The sequence below is a fragment of the Roseateles sp. PN1 genome (assembly GCF_038419725.1).
GTDB lineage: Bacteria > Pseudomonadota > Gammaproteobacteria > Burkholderiales > Burkholderiaceae_C > Paucibacter_A.
Map to the genome: position 1 here is coordinate 326,342 of NZ_JBCARA010000003.1, position 15,765 is coordinate 342,106.

Genomic DNA, 15,765 nt, shown 5'->3' on the forward strand with positions numbered 1-15,765 from the left:
AGCAATCAAGTGATATTCAGTTTAGTCATCAAGTCGTATAAAGTGGGGCGACTTACCCCCAGCATTAACGCCGCCTTACCAATGTTGCCATTGGAACGCGCCAAGGCATTGACCACAGCCTCGCGCTCAGCAGCTTCGCGCACCGCCTTGAGGCTAGGGAAGCCGTCTCCGGACTCAAGATCTGGCATTTCGACAGGCAGGTCAATATCTTGCATGGTGACCCGGTCGCCGTCAGCCATGATGGAGGCTCTTTTCACCACATTTTGCAGTTCCCGAACATTTCCGGGCCACTGATGCAATTCAATGGCCCGTACGGCTTCTTCAGAAAAGCTCATAGCAGCACGGCGTCGGTCTGCTGAGTATTTCTTCAAAAAGACATTTGCGAGCAACACGGCATCGCCGCAACGCTCTCGCAACGGTGGAATCTCCAGCACGATTTCGGCCAAGCGATAGTACAAGTCTTCCCGAAACTTGCCTTCGCTGATCAAATTCCTCAAATTCTGATGCGTCGCCCCAACCACCCGAACGTCAATCGGTATCTCCTGACGCCCGCCGACACGCTCAATGCTTCGCTCTTGCAAGAAGCGCAGCAATTTAGCCTGCAACGCCATTGGTAAATCACCAATTTCATCCAGCATCAAAGTGCCACCGTTGGCGGTTTCTATCTTGCCAACGGTAGTTTTTGACGCGCCAGTAAAGGCGCCCTTCTCGTAGCCGAAGAGTTCGCTTTCCAATAAGTTTTCTGGAATCGCCGCGCAATTGATGGCAACGAAACGACCTTTTCGTTTCGAAGTCTCATGCAGCCCCTGAGCCAGCAACTCTTTGCCGGTGCCACTTTCACCAAGCAACAACACAGTCGCGTCGCTGCTCGCAACCTTTTCCAAGGTTCTGCAAATGCGCAGCATGCCAGAGTCACGGGTGACCAAGCCGCTTAGCGCTTCGGTCTGCTGGGCAGCCTGCAAACGCCGATTTTCCTGCTGTAACTCATACAAACGATAAGCCCGTTCCACTGTCAAACTAAGAACTTCAGGTTCGACGGGCTTCGCTAGAAAATCGTACGCGCCGATCCGAATGGCACGCAAGGCATTTTCTTGATCATTTTGCCCAGTCAAGACAATGACTTTTACGGCTGGATCAATCTCCAGTAGCTTCTCTAAACAACGAAAGCCCTCAGAGACTGAATCGCGGTCTGGCGGCAAACCCAGGTCCATCGTGACCACCGACGGGGAATAGCGTCGAAATTGCAACACTGCAGACGCAACATCGTCCGCAACAACTGATTCATAGCGATCTAGAGACCACTTCAATTGTTTTTGGAGGGCCAGATCATCTTCTACGATCAACAACGGGGCCAAAAGGCGATCAGAACTCATTGATGCAGGGGCTCAGAATGGTCAGACACTACTGAAGTATGGAAAAGTGGCAGCAAAATAGTTACCACCGTCCCATGCTCTATTTTGCTTTCGACTGAGATTTTGCCTCCCAGCTCCTGCAAATACTGATAGCTTTCATAGGCGCCAATGCCCATACCTGACTCTTTTGTCGACTGGAAAGGCTTGAAAAGGCGATTTTGAATGAAATCTTCAGTCATGCCACAACCATCGTCGGTAATCTTTACACAGGCTTGGCTTCCAGAGCGTTCCAATACCGCGACAACCCGGCCACCCCGTGATGTGGCATCTAGGGCATTTTGCACCACGTGACCGAGGACCCGCTCAATTCGATCATCATGCCCTCGGGTACTGACGCCAGTATCCAACTGCAGTTCGAGTTTTCTTCCTTTTGCAGCTGTAGTATTGGCCAAGCGCTTTAAGATCTGCGCAAGATCAACCCCGCTAACGACACCGTGCGGTTTTTCCCCCTCGCGCAGCTGAAGCATCAGTTGACGCATCTTCGTCAATGAATTTTCTACGGTATCGAGCATATCTTGTTGGAACTCTGGGTTGTCGCGCAAGCGCTGAGCATTCTTCAACATTAAAGAAAGCTGAGTCACGATGTTTTTAAGATCATGGACGACAAACGCAGACATTCGGTTGAAAGAATCGAACTTCTTTGATTCCAGCAACGCTTCGGAAGCCAGCATTTGAGCCAGATAGCTGGACGCTTGTCGACTGGCAGTTTTCAACAGATCTCGAACTTCCCAGTTAATTTCAATGCTGGCGCGCGAATGCCCAAGGATCACAAAACCAAACAATTCATCACCAACCAAAAGGGGAATGAACAACCAGTATTTCGTGTCTGAGAGCAACCAAGCTGGCACGTGTACATCCCGGTACTGCGCCGGCTTGGTGCGAACGTCGTCGAGGTCAAGGATCCACGCTTGTTGGCGCAAAAACTCACTGAACTGCGAATTTGTAGGCTCAAGGTTTGCATCGGCCGGCAAATTCCAGCAGGCAGTTTGATTCAGTATTCGGTCTGAGCTGCGTTGCAGCCATAGCGATCCAGCAGGGCTCTCCACCAAATTCGCCAACGCCCGGACGACCACGATGCCCATGCCTTGCGATGCATCGCCTGAAGATAGCGTCGCCGTAAAGCGCAGCCACTCTTCGCGGTAGTCATATCGGTAATTGAAGAAATTCTTGCTGATATAGACTTTTAGCCTAGATCGCATCGATCCTGACAGCACCAGCGCGGCAAGTGCCAGCAAGGCACCCGAAACCAGGGCCAGTTGCAAGGCGCGACCCCACTCACCGCCGGTAAAGCGAACGTAGTATCCAATGGCCGAAACAAGCAGCAAATAGCTCCCCACAAGCAAAAGGCTTGCCGAATGGAATACTGCCGCACGGGAAACATGAAGCTTCTCGAGCCAATTGACATGACGCCGCGATGCGACGAAGAGCACGGGAACGGCGCAGGCATGAACAGCCGACCTGACCACCAAAGCATCGCCGTCAAATTGACGAAAGAGGGCTGCTTGAGAATAGGTAAAAAGGTCAAAAGCAAAGATGGTGCCCAAGCCCAGGCAAACCGGCTTGACATTCCAACGCGAATCTTCGGTGGCATTACGTAGTAATTGCTCCACCAAAAGCAGGCCCAACACGGCCTGAGCCAAGAGCGCAAACGCTGAATAGCGCGCCAGATCGCTTCCTAGTTTCTCGTCTGCCCCTCGAGCGATGAGCAAGACCAGGCCAAATCCAAGGCTAGCAAGAACAAATGGCAAGAACTGAGAAACTGACCCGTTCAGTTTTTTTTCGGCATTTGGCCGAAGCAGTAGCAACAGGAAGCCAAACCAGAGGCCATAGCGCAGCCAATCCGCAAATGGAATCACCAGTAGCACTAAGGTGTTCTGGCCAACCTGCCATTTCCCTAGCAGATTGAAACCTGCCCAAATGCCGCTGCACAAGAGTGCCGACATAAAGGTCAGAGAAACTGGATTGACCTGAGCCGTTCGGGTCAACCAAAGCCGGCGCCCGAAATACAGAGCGAATGCAGCATACGCCAGCATCGCCAAGCCATCGCCAATCAATGCAAGATCCACTAAGCCACTAAGCATGCGTGATTGGAACATGCGGTCGGGCCCGCCAGAGCTCCTGGTATTGTTACCAGGAAAAAATCTTGACGATTAGCGGGCACCTTTACCCGTCAGCACCACGGCGACGGTTTCAAGCATGATCAGCATGTCGAGGAACATGGTGTGGTTCTTGACGTAATAGAGGTCGTACTGCAGTTTTTCAACCGAGTCTTCGACCGTGGATCCATATTCATAGCGCACCTGCGCCCATCCGGTCACGCCAGGCTTGACGCTCTGACGCACTGCAAAATATGGAATCTTGTTGATCAACTCGTCAACAAAGTACTGGCGCTCCGGGCGAGGGCCGACCATGCTCATATCGCCTTGCAAGACGTTGATCAATTGCGGCAGCTCATCGATACGCACCTTGCGGATGAAACGACCAACCTTGGTCACCCGGTCATCATTCAGCGTCGCCCAACGGGGCTTGCCGTCCTTTTCAGCGTCTGTGCGCATGCTGCGGAACTTGATGACCTTGAATGGCTTGCCATTCAAGCCCACACGTTCTTGGCGGTAGAAAACTGGGCCGGTGGACTCCAGCTTGATAAAAACCGCGGTCACCAGCATGACCGGCAGGGCGGCGATAAAAATGAGCGAAGCAGAGACAACGTCGAACACGCGCTTGATGGCGGTGCGCACCACACCTTGATTGAAGCCATCGCCGAAAATCAGCCAGCCTGCATTGACGTGGCTAATCTTGATTTGCGCCAGAGTCTTCTCGAAGTGCGTCGCAATATCAACAACGCGAATGCCGTACAACTTGCAGTCAAGCAGTTGGCGCAGAGGCATGCTGCCGCCACGACGCTCAGACAAAGCCACCACGATTTCGTTGACATTAAGGCGGCGAGCGGTATCCGTCAGGGTGCCTTGCATCTGGATGATCTGATCCTCGGCGATGCATGAAGTCTCTTCGTTGGGGCCAGGGAGATAGCCAACGATCTGAGCCTGGGGGTCAGATGCCTTCAGCGTGGCACCTACCGACTTTGCCGGCGCACCGCAACCAAAAATCAGGATACGGCTACGCGATTGCGTCGCGGAGTGCGCAGCGTACACCCGGTGCACCATCACAGCAGCCACGGCGACCATGGCGCCCAGGGTAATCAGCTCGCGGTGCCCTGTGTTTGTCGGCAGGAAACTGAAAATGGCGTAGGCAAGTGGCAAGCCGAACATCAAGCCCAGCAGCGCACGGGCACAGGACTCAGTAATCGAGCGATTGTGGACATGCTGGTAAAGGCCACTCGCCGAATTGATGATGAACATGCAGCCCGCGAGGGACAAGCCATGTGAAGCCACAAAGGGGATTGCAGAAGCTACAGCTTCACCTTGACTGAGCACCACCGCCACGACAGCGAACAGAATCAATCCCAAGTCGAAAAGGACATGAAGCAGAGTCTGCCTGTGCAGGTAGTGACTGAAAATCCGGACCATGTCATTCCCCTAAGAATTCCAACTGCACCCGATTCGTTGGTGCTTCAAATATGTCAAATCGACGACCGTTACATGACGCATCGACAGGCCAATTGAAGCCGCCTTACGAACCCAAATCTAGCCAAATCTTGCGCTGAGACTTTGCTGAATTTGCGAGGTGATCATGCCTGCACAAGCCGCCATTGAAAGCCCCCCGTTTGAAGGGGGCGGCTGAGTAGCATTTCTCACTTCGCTGGCAATAAAAAGCCTTCGCATGCCCGCCTGCGCAATCGTGGTGGAGTAGATCGCAGGAATTGCCCTTTCGTGGTGGTCAACTTGGGCGCGAGCGTGCGTATTGCACAGGCCCGCAGGGCTTCTCGGAAGGAGGGGCAAATTGGACACAGTCCGGCAAGCGGAAAGGTAAAAAAGACCAACACGCAAATCAGTTGCTCAGCAAACTGAGCAAGCCCGCTTCATCAAGAATGCTGAGGCCAAGCTCCTGCGCCTTGACGAGTTTGCTCCCCGCTTCTGTGCCGGCAACGACAAAGTCAGTCTTTTTGGAGACCGACCCACTGACCTTGCCGCCGGCAGCTTCAATCAGGTCCTTGGCCGCGTCCCGCGACAAAGTCGGCAAAGTGCCGGTCAGCACCAAGGTTTTGCCCAGCAAGGGCTTGGGGCCCTGATCGGCCGCCGCGCCCTGCCCTTCGGGCCATTGCACACCAGCGGCCCGCAGTTGCTCCACCACTTCACGGTTGTGCGGCTGGGCAAAGAAGTGATGGATGCTTTGGGCCACGATGGGGCCGACATCTCGGACCTCCAGCAGTTGCTCGACGCTGGCGGACATCAAGGCATCGAGCGAGCCGAACTGACGCGCCAAATCCTTGGCCGTGGCCTCCCCGACTTGGCGGATCCCGAGCGCAAACAAAAAACGCGCCAAGGTGGTTTGCTTGCTCTTTTCCAGCGAGTCCAGCAAATTCAAGGCGCTGCGGTCCGCCATCCGAGCCAGTGCAGATAGCTTGCCCACGCCGAGTTTGTAGAGGCCAGGCAGGCTGTTGACGATGCCTTCATCAACCAACTGCTCCACCAATTTATCGCCCAGGCCCTCAATATCCATGGCGCGACGGCCGGCAAAGTGCAGCATCGCCTGCTTGCGTTGGGCCGGGCAAAAGATGCCGCCGCTGCAGCGGTAGTCCATGCCGCCACGCTCGCGCAGCACCTCGCTGCCGCATACCGGGCAAGCGCGCGGAATCCGAAAGTTAGGCACATAGCTGGCGCGCGTTCCGGGCATACGACCCACCACCTCGGGAATCACATCACCGGCGCGCCGCACAATCACCTGATCCCCCACCCGCACGCCTTTGCGGCGCAGTTCGAAGACGTTGTGTAAGGTGGCGTTGGACACCGTGGTACCGCCCACAAACACCGGCTCCAGCTTGGCCACCGGCGTGAGCTTGCCGGTGCGGCCGACCTGGATCTCGATGTCGTTCAATTGCGTGATCTGTTCTTGCGCCGGATATTTGTGGGCCACCGCCCAGCGCGGCTCGCGGGTCACAAAGCCAAGGCGCTGCTGCAAGGCCAGGCTATTGACCTTGTAGACGATGCCATCGATGTCAAACGCAAGGCTGTCGCGCTTGGCGCCCATGGTTTGGTGAAAAGCCACCAAGCCTGCCGCCCCCTGCACCACCGCGCGGTCCGCACAAACGGGTAGACCCATGGCAGCCAAAGCGTCCAACATGGCGCTGTGCGTTGCAGGCAAGTCCCAACCCTTGACCTCGCCCAGCCCATAGGCAAAAAAGCTCAAGGGGCGCTGCGCAGCCAAGGCGGGATCGAGTTGGCGCACCGCACCGGCAGCGGTATTGCGCGGGTTAACGAAGGTCTTCTCGCCGGCCTGGCGCTGCCGCTCGTTCAGGGCCTCGAAATCATCGCGGCGCATGAACACCTCGCCGCGCACCTCGATCACCGGCGCATCCACCGATTTGAGCCGCAAGGGAATCTGTCCGATGGTTTTGATGTTCTGCGTGACATCTTCGCCGGTCTCGCCGTCGCCACGGGTGGCCGCTTGCTTGAGCACGCCGAACTCATAGCGCAGATTGATGGCCAGCCCATCGAATTTCAACTCAGCGGCGTACTCCACGCCTGGCGCCGCCTCGTCCAGCTCCAGCTGCTTGCGCACCCGCTGGTCAAAGCCATGGGCCCCACTGGCCTCGGTATCGGTTTCGGTGCGGATGCTGAGCATGGGTACCGCATGCCGAACCGGGGCGAAACCATCCAATACTTTGCCGATGATGCGCTGAGTCGGGGAGTCCGGCGTCAGCACTTCGGGGTGATCTCGCTCCAAGGCCTGCAAGGCTTGAAACAGGCGGTCGTACTCGGCATCCGGCAGGCTGGGCTGGTCCAGCACGTAGTACAGATGAGCGTGGTGATTCAAGACCTCGCGCAAGCTGGCGGCTTGTTCGGCGGGCGAGGCAGACGGGGTGGAACTTGAAGGGGGAGGGCTAGGCAACTGACTCATAGCCGGATTGTCATTCAAGCCGGCGCGCTGCCAGCGAATGACGGGCCAATGTCACCGAAGCAAAGGATGCAAATCAGGCAAGGCGCAACTCAAATCAAGGCCCGTCGCGGCTCAAGCGCCCGCGCCATCATCCCGAACTGGCACGCGCGCGATCATCACCTGGTCGACCCGGTGGCTGTCCACGTCCACCACTTCGAAGCACCAGCCCTCCCACACCACTTGATCGGTGCGCTTAGGGATGCGGCGCAGCATCACCATCAGGAAGCCGGCCAGGGTGTCGTACTGGCCCGCATGGGGCCAAGCCTCCAACTCCAAAGCGCGCTGCACTTCGGGGATGGGCGTGATGCCGTCGGCAAGGAAGGAGCCATCGTCACGACGCACGATTTGCTGTTCCTCGTCATGCGAGGCAACCAAATTGCCCATCACCGTGCTCATCACATCGTTCAGCGTGATGATGCCCACCACCAAGCTGTACTCGTTGACGATGACGGCAAAGTCCTCATGCGCCTGGCGGAACTGACCCAGCGCCTCTGACAGGGTCAGGCGGTCCGGAATGATCAAGACCTTTTTCAACAGGCCGGCCGACTGGCTGCTGCGCAGATTGATGGCTTCCTCACGCAACACGCGCTGGAACAGATCGGTGGAATCCACATAGCCCATCACCTGATCGATCTCGCCGTCGCAGACCAGATAGGTGGAATGCGGGGCCTCGGCAATGCGGTTACGGATCAGGGTGTCATCGTCATCCAGCGAGAAGAACACCACATGCTCGCGGGTCGTCATGGCACTCTCAACCCGACGGGTATCCAACTCGAACACGTTCTCAATCATCTGCTGCTCGGCATCGGCCACCACACCCGCCAGATTGCCAGCTTCAGCCAAGGCCAAGATGTCGGCATGAGTAATGCTGTCATCGCGCGCAGCGGGCAGACCCAACAAACGAATCAAGACCTCACTCAGCTGGCTGAAAGCCCAGGACAAGGGCTTGAGCAAGGTGCACAACACCAGCATCGGCCCGATCAAAGCCAGCGCCACCCGCTCCGGCTCATTCATGGCCAGCCGCTTGGGCACCAGATCGGCCAAAACGATGAAGAGCGAGGTGATGCTGATGAAGGACAGCGCGAAGCCCAAGCTCTGCGCCTGATCCGCATCCAGCACCAGTTGCAGCGCAGCCGCGAAATGCGGCGTCAAAGCGCCCTCACCCACGATACCGCCCAGAATGGCCACGGTGTTGACGCCCATCTGCACCACGGTGAAGTAGTGGCCCGGTTGCGCCTGCACTTCCAGCACCCGCTCCGCACGCGCATCGCCTTCGTCGGCGAGTTGGCGCAGCTTGAGTCGACGTGAGGCTGCTACCGACAGCTCCGCCATCGAAAAAAAGGCGCTGCCAGCGATCAGCAAGGCGATGAACAGAAAACTTAGGCTCAAGTGGCTCCCTCCGTTAGTCCCAGGTGAGAGTGTAGCGAGCGCCTCAGCAACTGCCGCCAAAGAACCGAGCCGATTGCCCTAGCGACTCAAGCTCAAGGTCAGCCTCAATCAGCTGAACATGCGTCGCGCGGCCAACGAGCCGGCAGCCAGGTCGCGCGAACCCAAGGCCTTGTAAAGCGTGTTGAGTTCTTGCCCGATCGAGGCGAAGGCATGCAGATTGAGAATCTGCCCGCGGTCGTCGCACACGTCCGCATCGATGTCTCGCGCCAAGCCACGCGCGGCCTCTTGCCAGGAGGCAAATGGCTCCAGCGCCTCTGGGGTTTGCGGCACATCCAGGGCCAAAGCCAGCTCGCGCAGCGAGGATTGCTGCGGGTTCTCGGCCAGCGCGGCCTGTGCATCAAAGCTCAGTGTCAGGATGGGCGGTGCGCCCTCCTCGGCCGAGGCCATCACCAAGCGGCCCGGCATCGCGCCCGGCACAAAGCCATGGCGCAGCGCCATTTGCTGCACATAACCCAAAGTCCAGGCGGCATTGCGGGCCCGCAGCACCACGGCCAACTGTGCGTCATGTTCGCTAGCGAAATGGTCCAACTCGCGGGCGCGTGCCACCACATCCAGCATGTCGGGGAATTGCACAAAGGCGCCCACGCCGTCGGCAAAGCCCTGCACCTTCTGCACGAACTCCGAGTATTCAATCTCGTTCATCGCACCGCTGCGATTGGCCATTTGCACACCGGCCTGAAACTCGCCGTAGCGCTGACCGGGCATGGGCAGCTCCCACTCGCCGCTCTCGGCATTGAGCCCTTCGATGTGGAAGGGCTTGGTGCCGGCGCGGCGGCTGCCGGGCAGATGCGACAAGGCCATCTCGCCACTGATCGGCGCTTCCAGGGTCAGGGTGGCAATGGCGTCAATCAAGGCATCAATGCGGGCCGAGGGCTTGCGGCTGGGCCGCGCCACTACCGGCAGGCTGTCGTCGCAGACCTGCGCCTGCCCGTCCACCTGCGGCTCAGCGCTGTCGCCGGTGAGCGGGTTCAAGCCGGGCTCAAGCCGCTGGCCGTCCATCAAGGGTTCGAGTTGTTCGGCACGGCGCGGCCCGGCCTTGCGGGCGCTCCAGGCGCCATGCGCCACAACGGCGGCCAAAATCAAGCCACCCAGAATGGCCAACATGGTGGTCAAGCTCATGCCACCTCCGCCATGGCCAAGGCCTTGTCCATGTCCACCGCCACGATGCGCGACACCCCCTGCTCCTGCATCGTCACCCCAATCAATTGTTCAGCCATTTCCATTGCAATCTTGTTATGTGAGATGAAGAGGAACTGCGTGCCACTGCTCATCTCGGCCACCAGCTTGGCATAACGCTCGGTATTGGCGTCATCCAAAGGCGCGTCCACCTCGTCCAGCAAGCAAAACGGTGCTGGGTTGAGCTGGAAAATGGCGAACACCAAGGCGATGGCCGTCAGCGCCTTCTCGCCGCCCGAGAGCAGGTGAATCGTGCTGTTCTTCTTGCCCGGTGGCTGCGCCATCACCTGAATGCCGGCATCCAGAATTTCCTCGCCGGTCATCACCAGCTTGGCCTGGCCGCCGCCGAACAGCGTCGGGAACATGCGGCCAAAGTGCATATTGACCTGATCGAAGGTGGCGCCCAGCAAGTCGCGTGTTTCCAGGTCGATCTTGTGGATGGCGTCTTCCAGCGTCTTCATGGCCGATTGCAAATCGGCGCATTGCGAATCCAGGAAGGTCTTGCGCTCGCGCGCCGCCGTCAATTCGTCCAGCGCCGCCAGATTGACCGCGCCCAGGGCCGCCACCTCACGGTTGATGCGGTCGATCTCGCCTTGCAGGCCGTAGAGCTTGACCTGCCCCGCTTCCACGGTCTTGGCCAACTCGTCCAGGTCCACCGCGGCCGCGCTGAGTTGCTCCAGATACTGCGCGCCGCCCAGTTGCGCCGCCTGCTCTTCCAGCTGCAGCTTGGTGATGCGCTCGCGCAAGGGATCCAAGCTGCGCTCAAACGTCAGGCGCTGTTCATCGGCCTTGCGCAAGCGCAGGCTCAAGTCGTCATAGCCGCTGCGCACAGCGGCCAGCGCGTGTTCACGCTCCATCTTCAGGGCCAGGGCGTCTTGCAAACCGGCTTGTGCGGCGGCGTCATTGAGTGTGCCCAGCTCGCGCTGCAAGCTCTCAATCGACTGCGCATTGGTCTGCTGCTGCTGCACGGCCGTTTCAATCGAGCGCTGCAACTCGCCGCGCCGCGAGGCCAAAGCGCGGGCGCTGTACTGCGCCTCCTGCGCGCGGCGCTCCAGGGCGCGCAATTGCTCGCGCGCCTCGGACAGCTTGCGCTCGGCGGCAATCACCCCGTCGTCCAGCTCGGCATGGCGCTCCTGGGTGTTGGCCAGTTGCAGATCGAGTTCTTCAAAGCGGGCTTCGCCAGTCATACGGCGTTCCTGCAGCTCCTCGTTTTGCGCGTCGATCTCAAACAGCTCGTCTTCCAGCTGCGTGCGGCGGCTGCTGGCGGCTTCGGCTTGCTGCGACAGGCGCAACAACTCCACTTGCAGCTGATGGGCGCGGCTTTGCGCCTCACCGGCTTCGCGGCGCAGGTTGAGCAGGCGCTGCGAGCCTTCGGTGTAAGCAGCCTCGGCGCGCACCAGAGCGCTCTTGGCGTCTTCCGCGATCAGGGATTGCGCGCGCAGGTCCACCACCAACTGCTCAATTTCCTGGGCACGCGCCAGCATGCCGGCTTGCTCGGTATCAGGGGCGTAAAAGCTCACCGCGAACTGGCTCACCGCGTGGCCGCCGGCCGTCATGATCAACTCACCATGGGTCAGTTGGGCGCGCGCGGCCAAGGCCTCGTCCATAGACGCAGCCGTGTAGACGCCCTCCAGCCAGTCATTCAGCAAAGCCTTCAGGCCGGCGTCTTGCAAGCGCAGCAAATCACTCAGGCGCGGCAGCGTTTCATGCGTGTTGGCAATGAAGTTATTCGGTGGCGAATAGAAGGCCAGGCGAGCCGGCGGGGCATCGCTGGCGAAGGCGCGCACCGTTTCCAGCCTGCCCACTTCCAGTGCACCCAGGCGCTCGCGCAGCGCCGCTTCCAGCGCGTTTTCCCAGCCGGCTTCGATGTGCAGCTTGGTCCATAAGCCGGGCAATCCGTCCAGGCCATGCTTGGCCAACCAGGGCTTGAGCTTGCCTTCGGTCTGAACTTTTTCCTGCAGCGCACGCAAAGCATCCAGGCGCGCCGACAAATCACCTTGCCGACCTTGCTGGGCATTCGCGTCCTGCTGGGCCTGGCGGCGCGCTTCGTCGAGCGCCGGCACCTGTTCCTGCAATTCCTGCAGGCGCGCATCGGCAACATCGCGGCTCTCATCGGCCGCGGCACTTTGCTGCTTCAGCTCGTCCAAACGCGCGGCGTCCGGAGCGACCAGAGCTTGGCGCTCGGTTGCGAGGCGCTCACGGCGAGTGCGCAGCTGGCGGCTTTGCTCGTCGATGCTGCGACTCTCAGCGGCCAGCACCTGGATCTGCTGCTGCACTTGCACCACGGCGCTGCGCTGCTCATTGGCCTTGGCTTGCGCGGCGCGCACCGCGTCTTCCGCATTGGGCAGATTGGCTTGCTGCTCTTCGGCCTGGGCGGCCAGGATCTCGCTTTGTTCCTCGGCGCCTGCGATCTGTTCGGCAATGTTTTCCAGCTCGTCCTGCGCCTGCTGCGAACGCTCCAGCCACTGGCCGTTCTGCGTTTGCAATTCAAGCAAGCGGGCTTCAACGCGCTGGCGCCCCTCCACCACATAGCGGATGCGTTCTTCCAAGCGGCTGACTTCCAGCTGCGCCTCAGCAAAGCGGCCTTGCGAGGCGTGCAGCTCATCGCCGGCGGCGTAATGGGCTTGGCGCACTTCTTCAAGCTCGGCCTCCACATGGCGCAACTCGGCCATGCGGGACTCCAGCGCGTTGACTGCCTCGGAGTGTTCGGCCTTGACCCGCGTCTGCTCGGAGGTGGCATCCCGATGCTTGAGGAACCACAGCTGATGCAGCTTGAGCGTGCCGCTGTCTTGCAGGCTGCGGTAAGTGGCGGCCACCTCGGCTTGCTTTTCCAGCTTCTCGAGGTTGTTGTTCAGCTCGCGCAGGATATCGTCCACGCGGGTGAGGTTTTCGCGCGTGTCCTTGAGTCGGTTCTCGGTCTCGCGGCGGCGCTCTTTGTACTTGGAGACGCCGGCGGCTTCCTCCAAAAACATGCGCATCTCTTCGGGCTTGCTCTCGATGATGCGGCTGATGGTGCCCTGGCCGATGATGGCGTAGGCGCGCGGCCCCAGGCCCGTGCCCAGGAACACATCCTGCACATCACGGCGGCGCACCGGCTGGTTGTTGATGAAGTAGCTGCTGGTGCCGTCGCGGGTCAGCAAGCGCTTGACGGCGATTTCAGCGAACTGGTTCCACTGCCCGCCGGCGCGGCCGTCTTCGTTGGCGAACACCAGCTCCACGCTGGCGCGGCTGGCCGGTTTGCGATTGCCCGAGCCGTTGAAGATCACGTCCTGCATGGACTCGCCGCGCAACTCCGAGGCCTTGCTCTCGCCCAAGACCCAGCGCACCGCATCCATGATGTTGGATTTGCCGCAGCCGTTGGGGCCCACCACGCCCACCAATTGCCCAGGCAACTGGAACACCGTCGGATCGGCAAAGGACTTAAAGCCCGAAAGCTTGATCGAGTTCAGACGCATGCTTGCTTGGCACCCTCGCGGTGGCGCACCACCGAATAACCGCTAAACCATTGATTTATCTAAAAAAAAGCGCCTTCACTCGGCGCCTCGACGGGGCCAAATCATAGCATCGCGTACCGCCCTAGCCGGGCACGGTGGCGCAGCCCCTGTCGTGCAGCAAAGCCGGCCTGTTTTGCGGCAGACGCCGAAGGCATGGCCAGGACCGGCAAAGCTGCGGGCCAAGACGCTTCTCAGTCTTCGCCAGACTTCAAGGCCTGCCGCGCTAAGCTCTTGATTTAGCGACATAAAGCCAGGCCACGCACCAGGCCCAAAGCCCGGCGACCCAGGCGGTGCCAAGGGGCGCGGTGTTACCATCGCGCCCTCCTTCTGAATTGACAGCGGGGCGTTTGCGCGCCCGCGCCAGCACCGACCCATGGCCAAGACTCCCTCGCCCAAAGCCGCAGCCGCGCTGCCCAAGACCAGCGCCGCCGCCCCTGCTGCCAAGCCCAAGCCGGCCGCTCGCAAGGCCAAAGCCACGGCCGAACTTGCGCCGCCGATGCGCGAGATGCCGCCCAACCCGCCCTCGCGCCCCAGCAAGGAATTGCACGCCTTCCCTAACCCCGCGCCTGAGCGGGACTATGTGATCCAGTTCCAGGTGCCCGAGTTCACCTGCCACTGCCCGCTGACCGGCCAGCCGGACTTCGCCCACTTCACCATCGACATGATTGCGGACAAGCATTGCGTCGAACTGAAGAGCCTGAAGATGTATTTCTGGAGCTACCGCGACGAAGGCGCCTTCCACGAGAAGGTCACCAACACGATTCTGGAAGACATCGTGCGCGTCACCCAGCCGCGTTTCATCCGCATCACGGCCAAGTGGTATGTGCGCGGCGGCATCTACACCAATGTGGTGGTGGAGCATCAGAAAAAGGGTTGGAAGCCGGCACCCCGCGTCGACCTGCCCACGCATGGTTTTGAGTCAGGCCTGCTGCGCTGATGAACCCGGCCATGCCCGCGCCCCACAATCCCCTGCTCGACCGCCTTCACCCCTACCCCTTTGAGCGCCTGCGTGCGCTCAATGCCGGCATTCAGCCCAACCCCGCGTTGCGGCCGATCAGCCTGGGCATTGGCGAGCCCAAACACCCGGCGCCCAAGCTGATCGAAGACGCCTTGATGGCCAGCCTCAAGGGCTTGTCGGTCTATCCGGCCACGGCCGGGGAGCCGGCTCTGCGCGAAAGCATTTGCGCCTGGATTGAGCGGCGCTATGGCCTCAAACTCGACGCAGCCAGCCAGGTGCTGCCGGTCAACGGTTCGCGCGAGGCCTTGTTTGCCCTGGCGCAAACCGTGATTGACCCCAACCGCCCCGGCGCCACGGTGGTCTGCCCGAATCCGTTTTACCAAATCTACGAGGGCGCGGCCCTGCTGGCCGGCGCGCAAACCGCTTTTGCCAACAGCGACCCGGCGCGCAATTTCGCGGCCGACTGGTCGCAGATCGACGCCGCCACCTGGGCCAAAACCCAGCTGCTCTACGTCTGCTCGCCCGGCAACCCGACAGGCGCAGTGATGCCGCTGGAAGAGTGGCGCACCCTGTTTGAGCTGAGCGACCGCTACGGCTTCGTGATCGCTTCGGACGAGTGCTACTCCGAAATCTACTTCCGCGATGAAGCGCCGCTGGGCGGCCTGGAAGCGGCGGCCAAGCTCGGCCGGCACGACTACCGCAATCTGATCGCCTTCACCAGCCTATCCAAGCGCAGCAATGTGCCGGGCCTGCGCTCGGGATTTGTGGCAGGTGACGTGGCCATCCTCAAGCGCTTCTTGCTCTACCGCACCTATCACGGCAGCGCCATGAACCCGATGGTGCAAGCCGCCAGCATCGCGGCCTGGAACGATGAGGCCCATGTGGTGGCCAATCGCGAGCAGTACCGCGCCAAATTCGCCCAGGTTACGCCGGTGCTGACGCCGCATCTGCATGTGGCCTTGCCGGATGCCGGCTTCTATCTGTGGGCGCAAGTGCCGGCCAACTGCTGCGGCGGGGACGACATCGCCTTCGCCCAGGGCCTGCTGGCTCAATACAATGTGGCGGTCCTGCCCGGCAGCTTGTTGGCGCGCGAGGCCCACGGCGTGAACCCGGGCGCCGGGCGCATCCGCCTGGCCCTGGTGGCCGAGACGGCGGAATGCCTGGAAGCCGCCCACCGCATTGCCGCCTTCGCTCAGCAAGAAACCCGCGCTTGAACCCT

The 15,765-nt window shown here is 60.1% G+C and carries 9 protein-coding genes; 2 read left to right on the forward strand and 7 right to left on the reverse strand.

All coding sequences use genetic code 11. The annotated features are described in order from the left end of the window. Nucleotides 1-5 precede the first annotated feature (5 nt). The 7 genes from prsR to smc form a co-directional block, all read right to left on the reverse strand. Nucleotides 6-1,373 carry a PEP-CTERM-box response regulator transcription factor gene (gene prsR / locus AABB87_RS06520; RefSeq protein WP_341970505.1) on the reverse strand — a complete coding sequence of 456 codons (1,368 nt, stop codon included), beginning with the start codon at nt 1,371-1,373 and terminating at the stop codon, nt 6-8. Next, nucleotides 1,370-3,508: an XrtA/PEP-CTERM system histidine kinase PrsK gene (prsK, locus tag AABB87_RS06525; protein WP_341970506.1), complete on the reverse strand. Its 2,139-nt coding sequence runs from the start codon at nt 3,506-3,508 to the stop codon at nt 1,370-1,372. Before prsK ends, prsR begins: the two co-directional genes overlap by 4 nt. Nucleotides 3,509-3,562: 54 nt before the next feature. Next, a complete protein-coding gene (locus AABB87_RS06530) occupies nt 3,563-4,939 on the reverse strand; it encodes a TIGR03013 family XrtA/PEP-CTERM system glycosyltransferase (RefSeq protein WP_341970507.1) in 1,377 nt (458 codons plus the stop codon). 421 nt (nt 4,940-5,360) lie between these two features. Continuing rightward, complete coding sequence (gene ligA / locus AABB87_RS06535; protein ID WP_445944839.1) at nt 5,361-7,448, reverse strand: NAD-dependent DNA ligase LigA; 2,088 nt, start codon at nt 7,446-7,448, stop codon at nt 5,361-5,363. A gap of 93 nt (nt 7,449-7,541) precedes the next feature. Next, nucleotides 7,542-8,858 carry a hemolysin family protein gene (locus tag AABB87_RS06540; protein ID WP_341970509.1) on the reverse strand — a complete coding sequence of 439 codons (1,317 nt, stop codon included), beginning with the start codon at nt 8,856-8,858 and terminating at the stop codon, nt 7,542-7,544. 108 nt (nt 8,859-8,966) lie between these two features. After that, nucleotides 8,967-10,037, reverse strand: coding sequence for a cell division protein ZipA C-terminal FtsZ-binding domain-containing protein (locus AABB87_RS06545; protein ID WP_058719800.1), 1,071 nt, complete (start codon nt 10,035-10,037; stop codon nt 8,967-8,969). Further along, the gene (gene smc, locus AABB87_RS06550) at nt 10,034-13,549 is read right to left on the reverse strand and encodes a chromosome segregation protein SMC (RefSeq protein WP_341970510.1); all 3,516 of its coding nucleotides are present in this window, start codon (nt 13,547-13,549) and stop codon (nt 10,034-10,036) included. Before smc ends, AABB87_RS06545 begins: the two co-directional genes overlap by 4 nt. Before the next feature lie 544 nt (nt 13,550-14,093). Here smc and queF point away from each other — a divergent pair. Both queF and dapC read left to right on the forward strand, forming a co-directional pair. Next, nucleotides 14,094-14,525 (forward strand): preQ(1) synthase, encoded by a 432-nt coding sequence (gene queF / locus AABB87_RS06555; protein WP_058722190.1) that lies wholly within the window; start codon nt 14,094-14,096, stop codon nt 14,523-14,525. A gap of 11 nt (nt 14,526-14,536) precedes the next feature. Beyond that, the gene (dapC, locus tag AABB87_RS06560; RefSeq protein ID WP_341970511.1) at nt 14,537-15,760 is read left to right on the forward strand and encodes a succinyldiaminopimelate transaminase; all 1,224 of its coding nucleotides are present in this window, start codon (nt 14,537-14,539) and stop codon (nt 15,758-15,760) included. Nucleotides 15,761-15,765 lie beyond the last annotated feature (5 nt).

Bases quoted from the DNA above. Each gene is read 5' to 3' on its own strand.
- AABB87_RS06545 (WP_058719800.1), bottom strand. From the start codon at position 10,037: ATGAGCTTGACCACCATGTTGGCCATTCTGGGTGGCTTGATTTTGGCC.
- smc (WP_341970510.1), bottom strand. From the start codon at position 13,549: ATGCGTCTGAACTCGATCAAGCTTTCGGGCTTTAAGTCCTTTGCCGAT.
- prsK (WP_341970506.1), bottom strand. From the start codon at position 3,508: ATGTTCCAATCACGCATGCTTAGTGGCTTAGTGGATCTTGCATTGATT.
- AABB87_RS06530 (WP_341970507.1), bottom strand. From the start codon at position 4,939: ATGGTCCGGATTTTCAGTCACTACCTGCACAGGCAGACTCTGCTTCAT.
- prsR (WP_341970505.1), bottom strand. From the start codon at position 1,373: ATGAGTTCTGATCGCCTTTTGGCCCCGTTGTTGATCGTAGAAGATGAT.
- dapC (WP_341970511.1), top strand. From the start codon at position 14,537: ATGCCCGCGCCCCACAATCCCCTGCTCGACCGCCTTCACCCCTACCCC.
- queF (WP_058722190.1), top strand. From the start codon at position 14,094: ATGCCGCCCAACCCGCCCTCGCGCCCCAGCAAGGAATTGCACGCCTTC.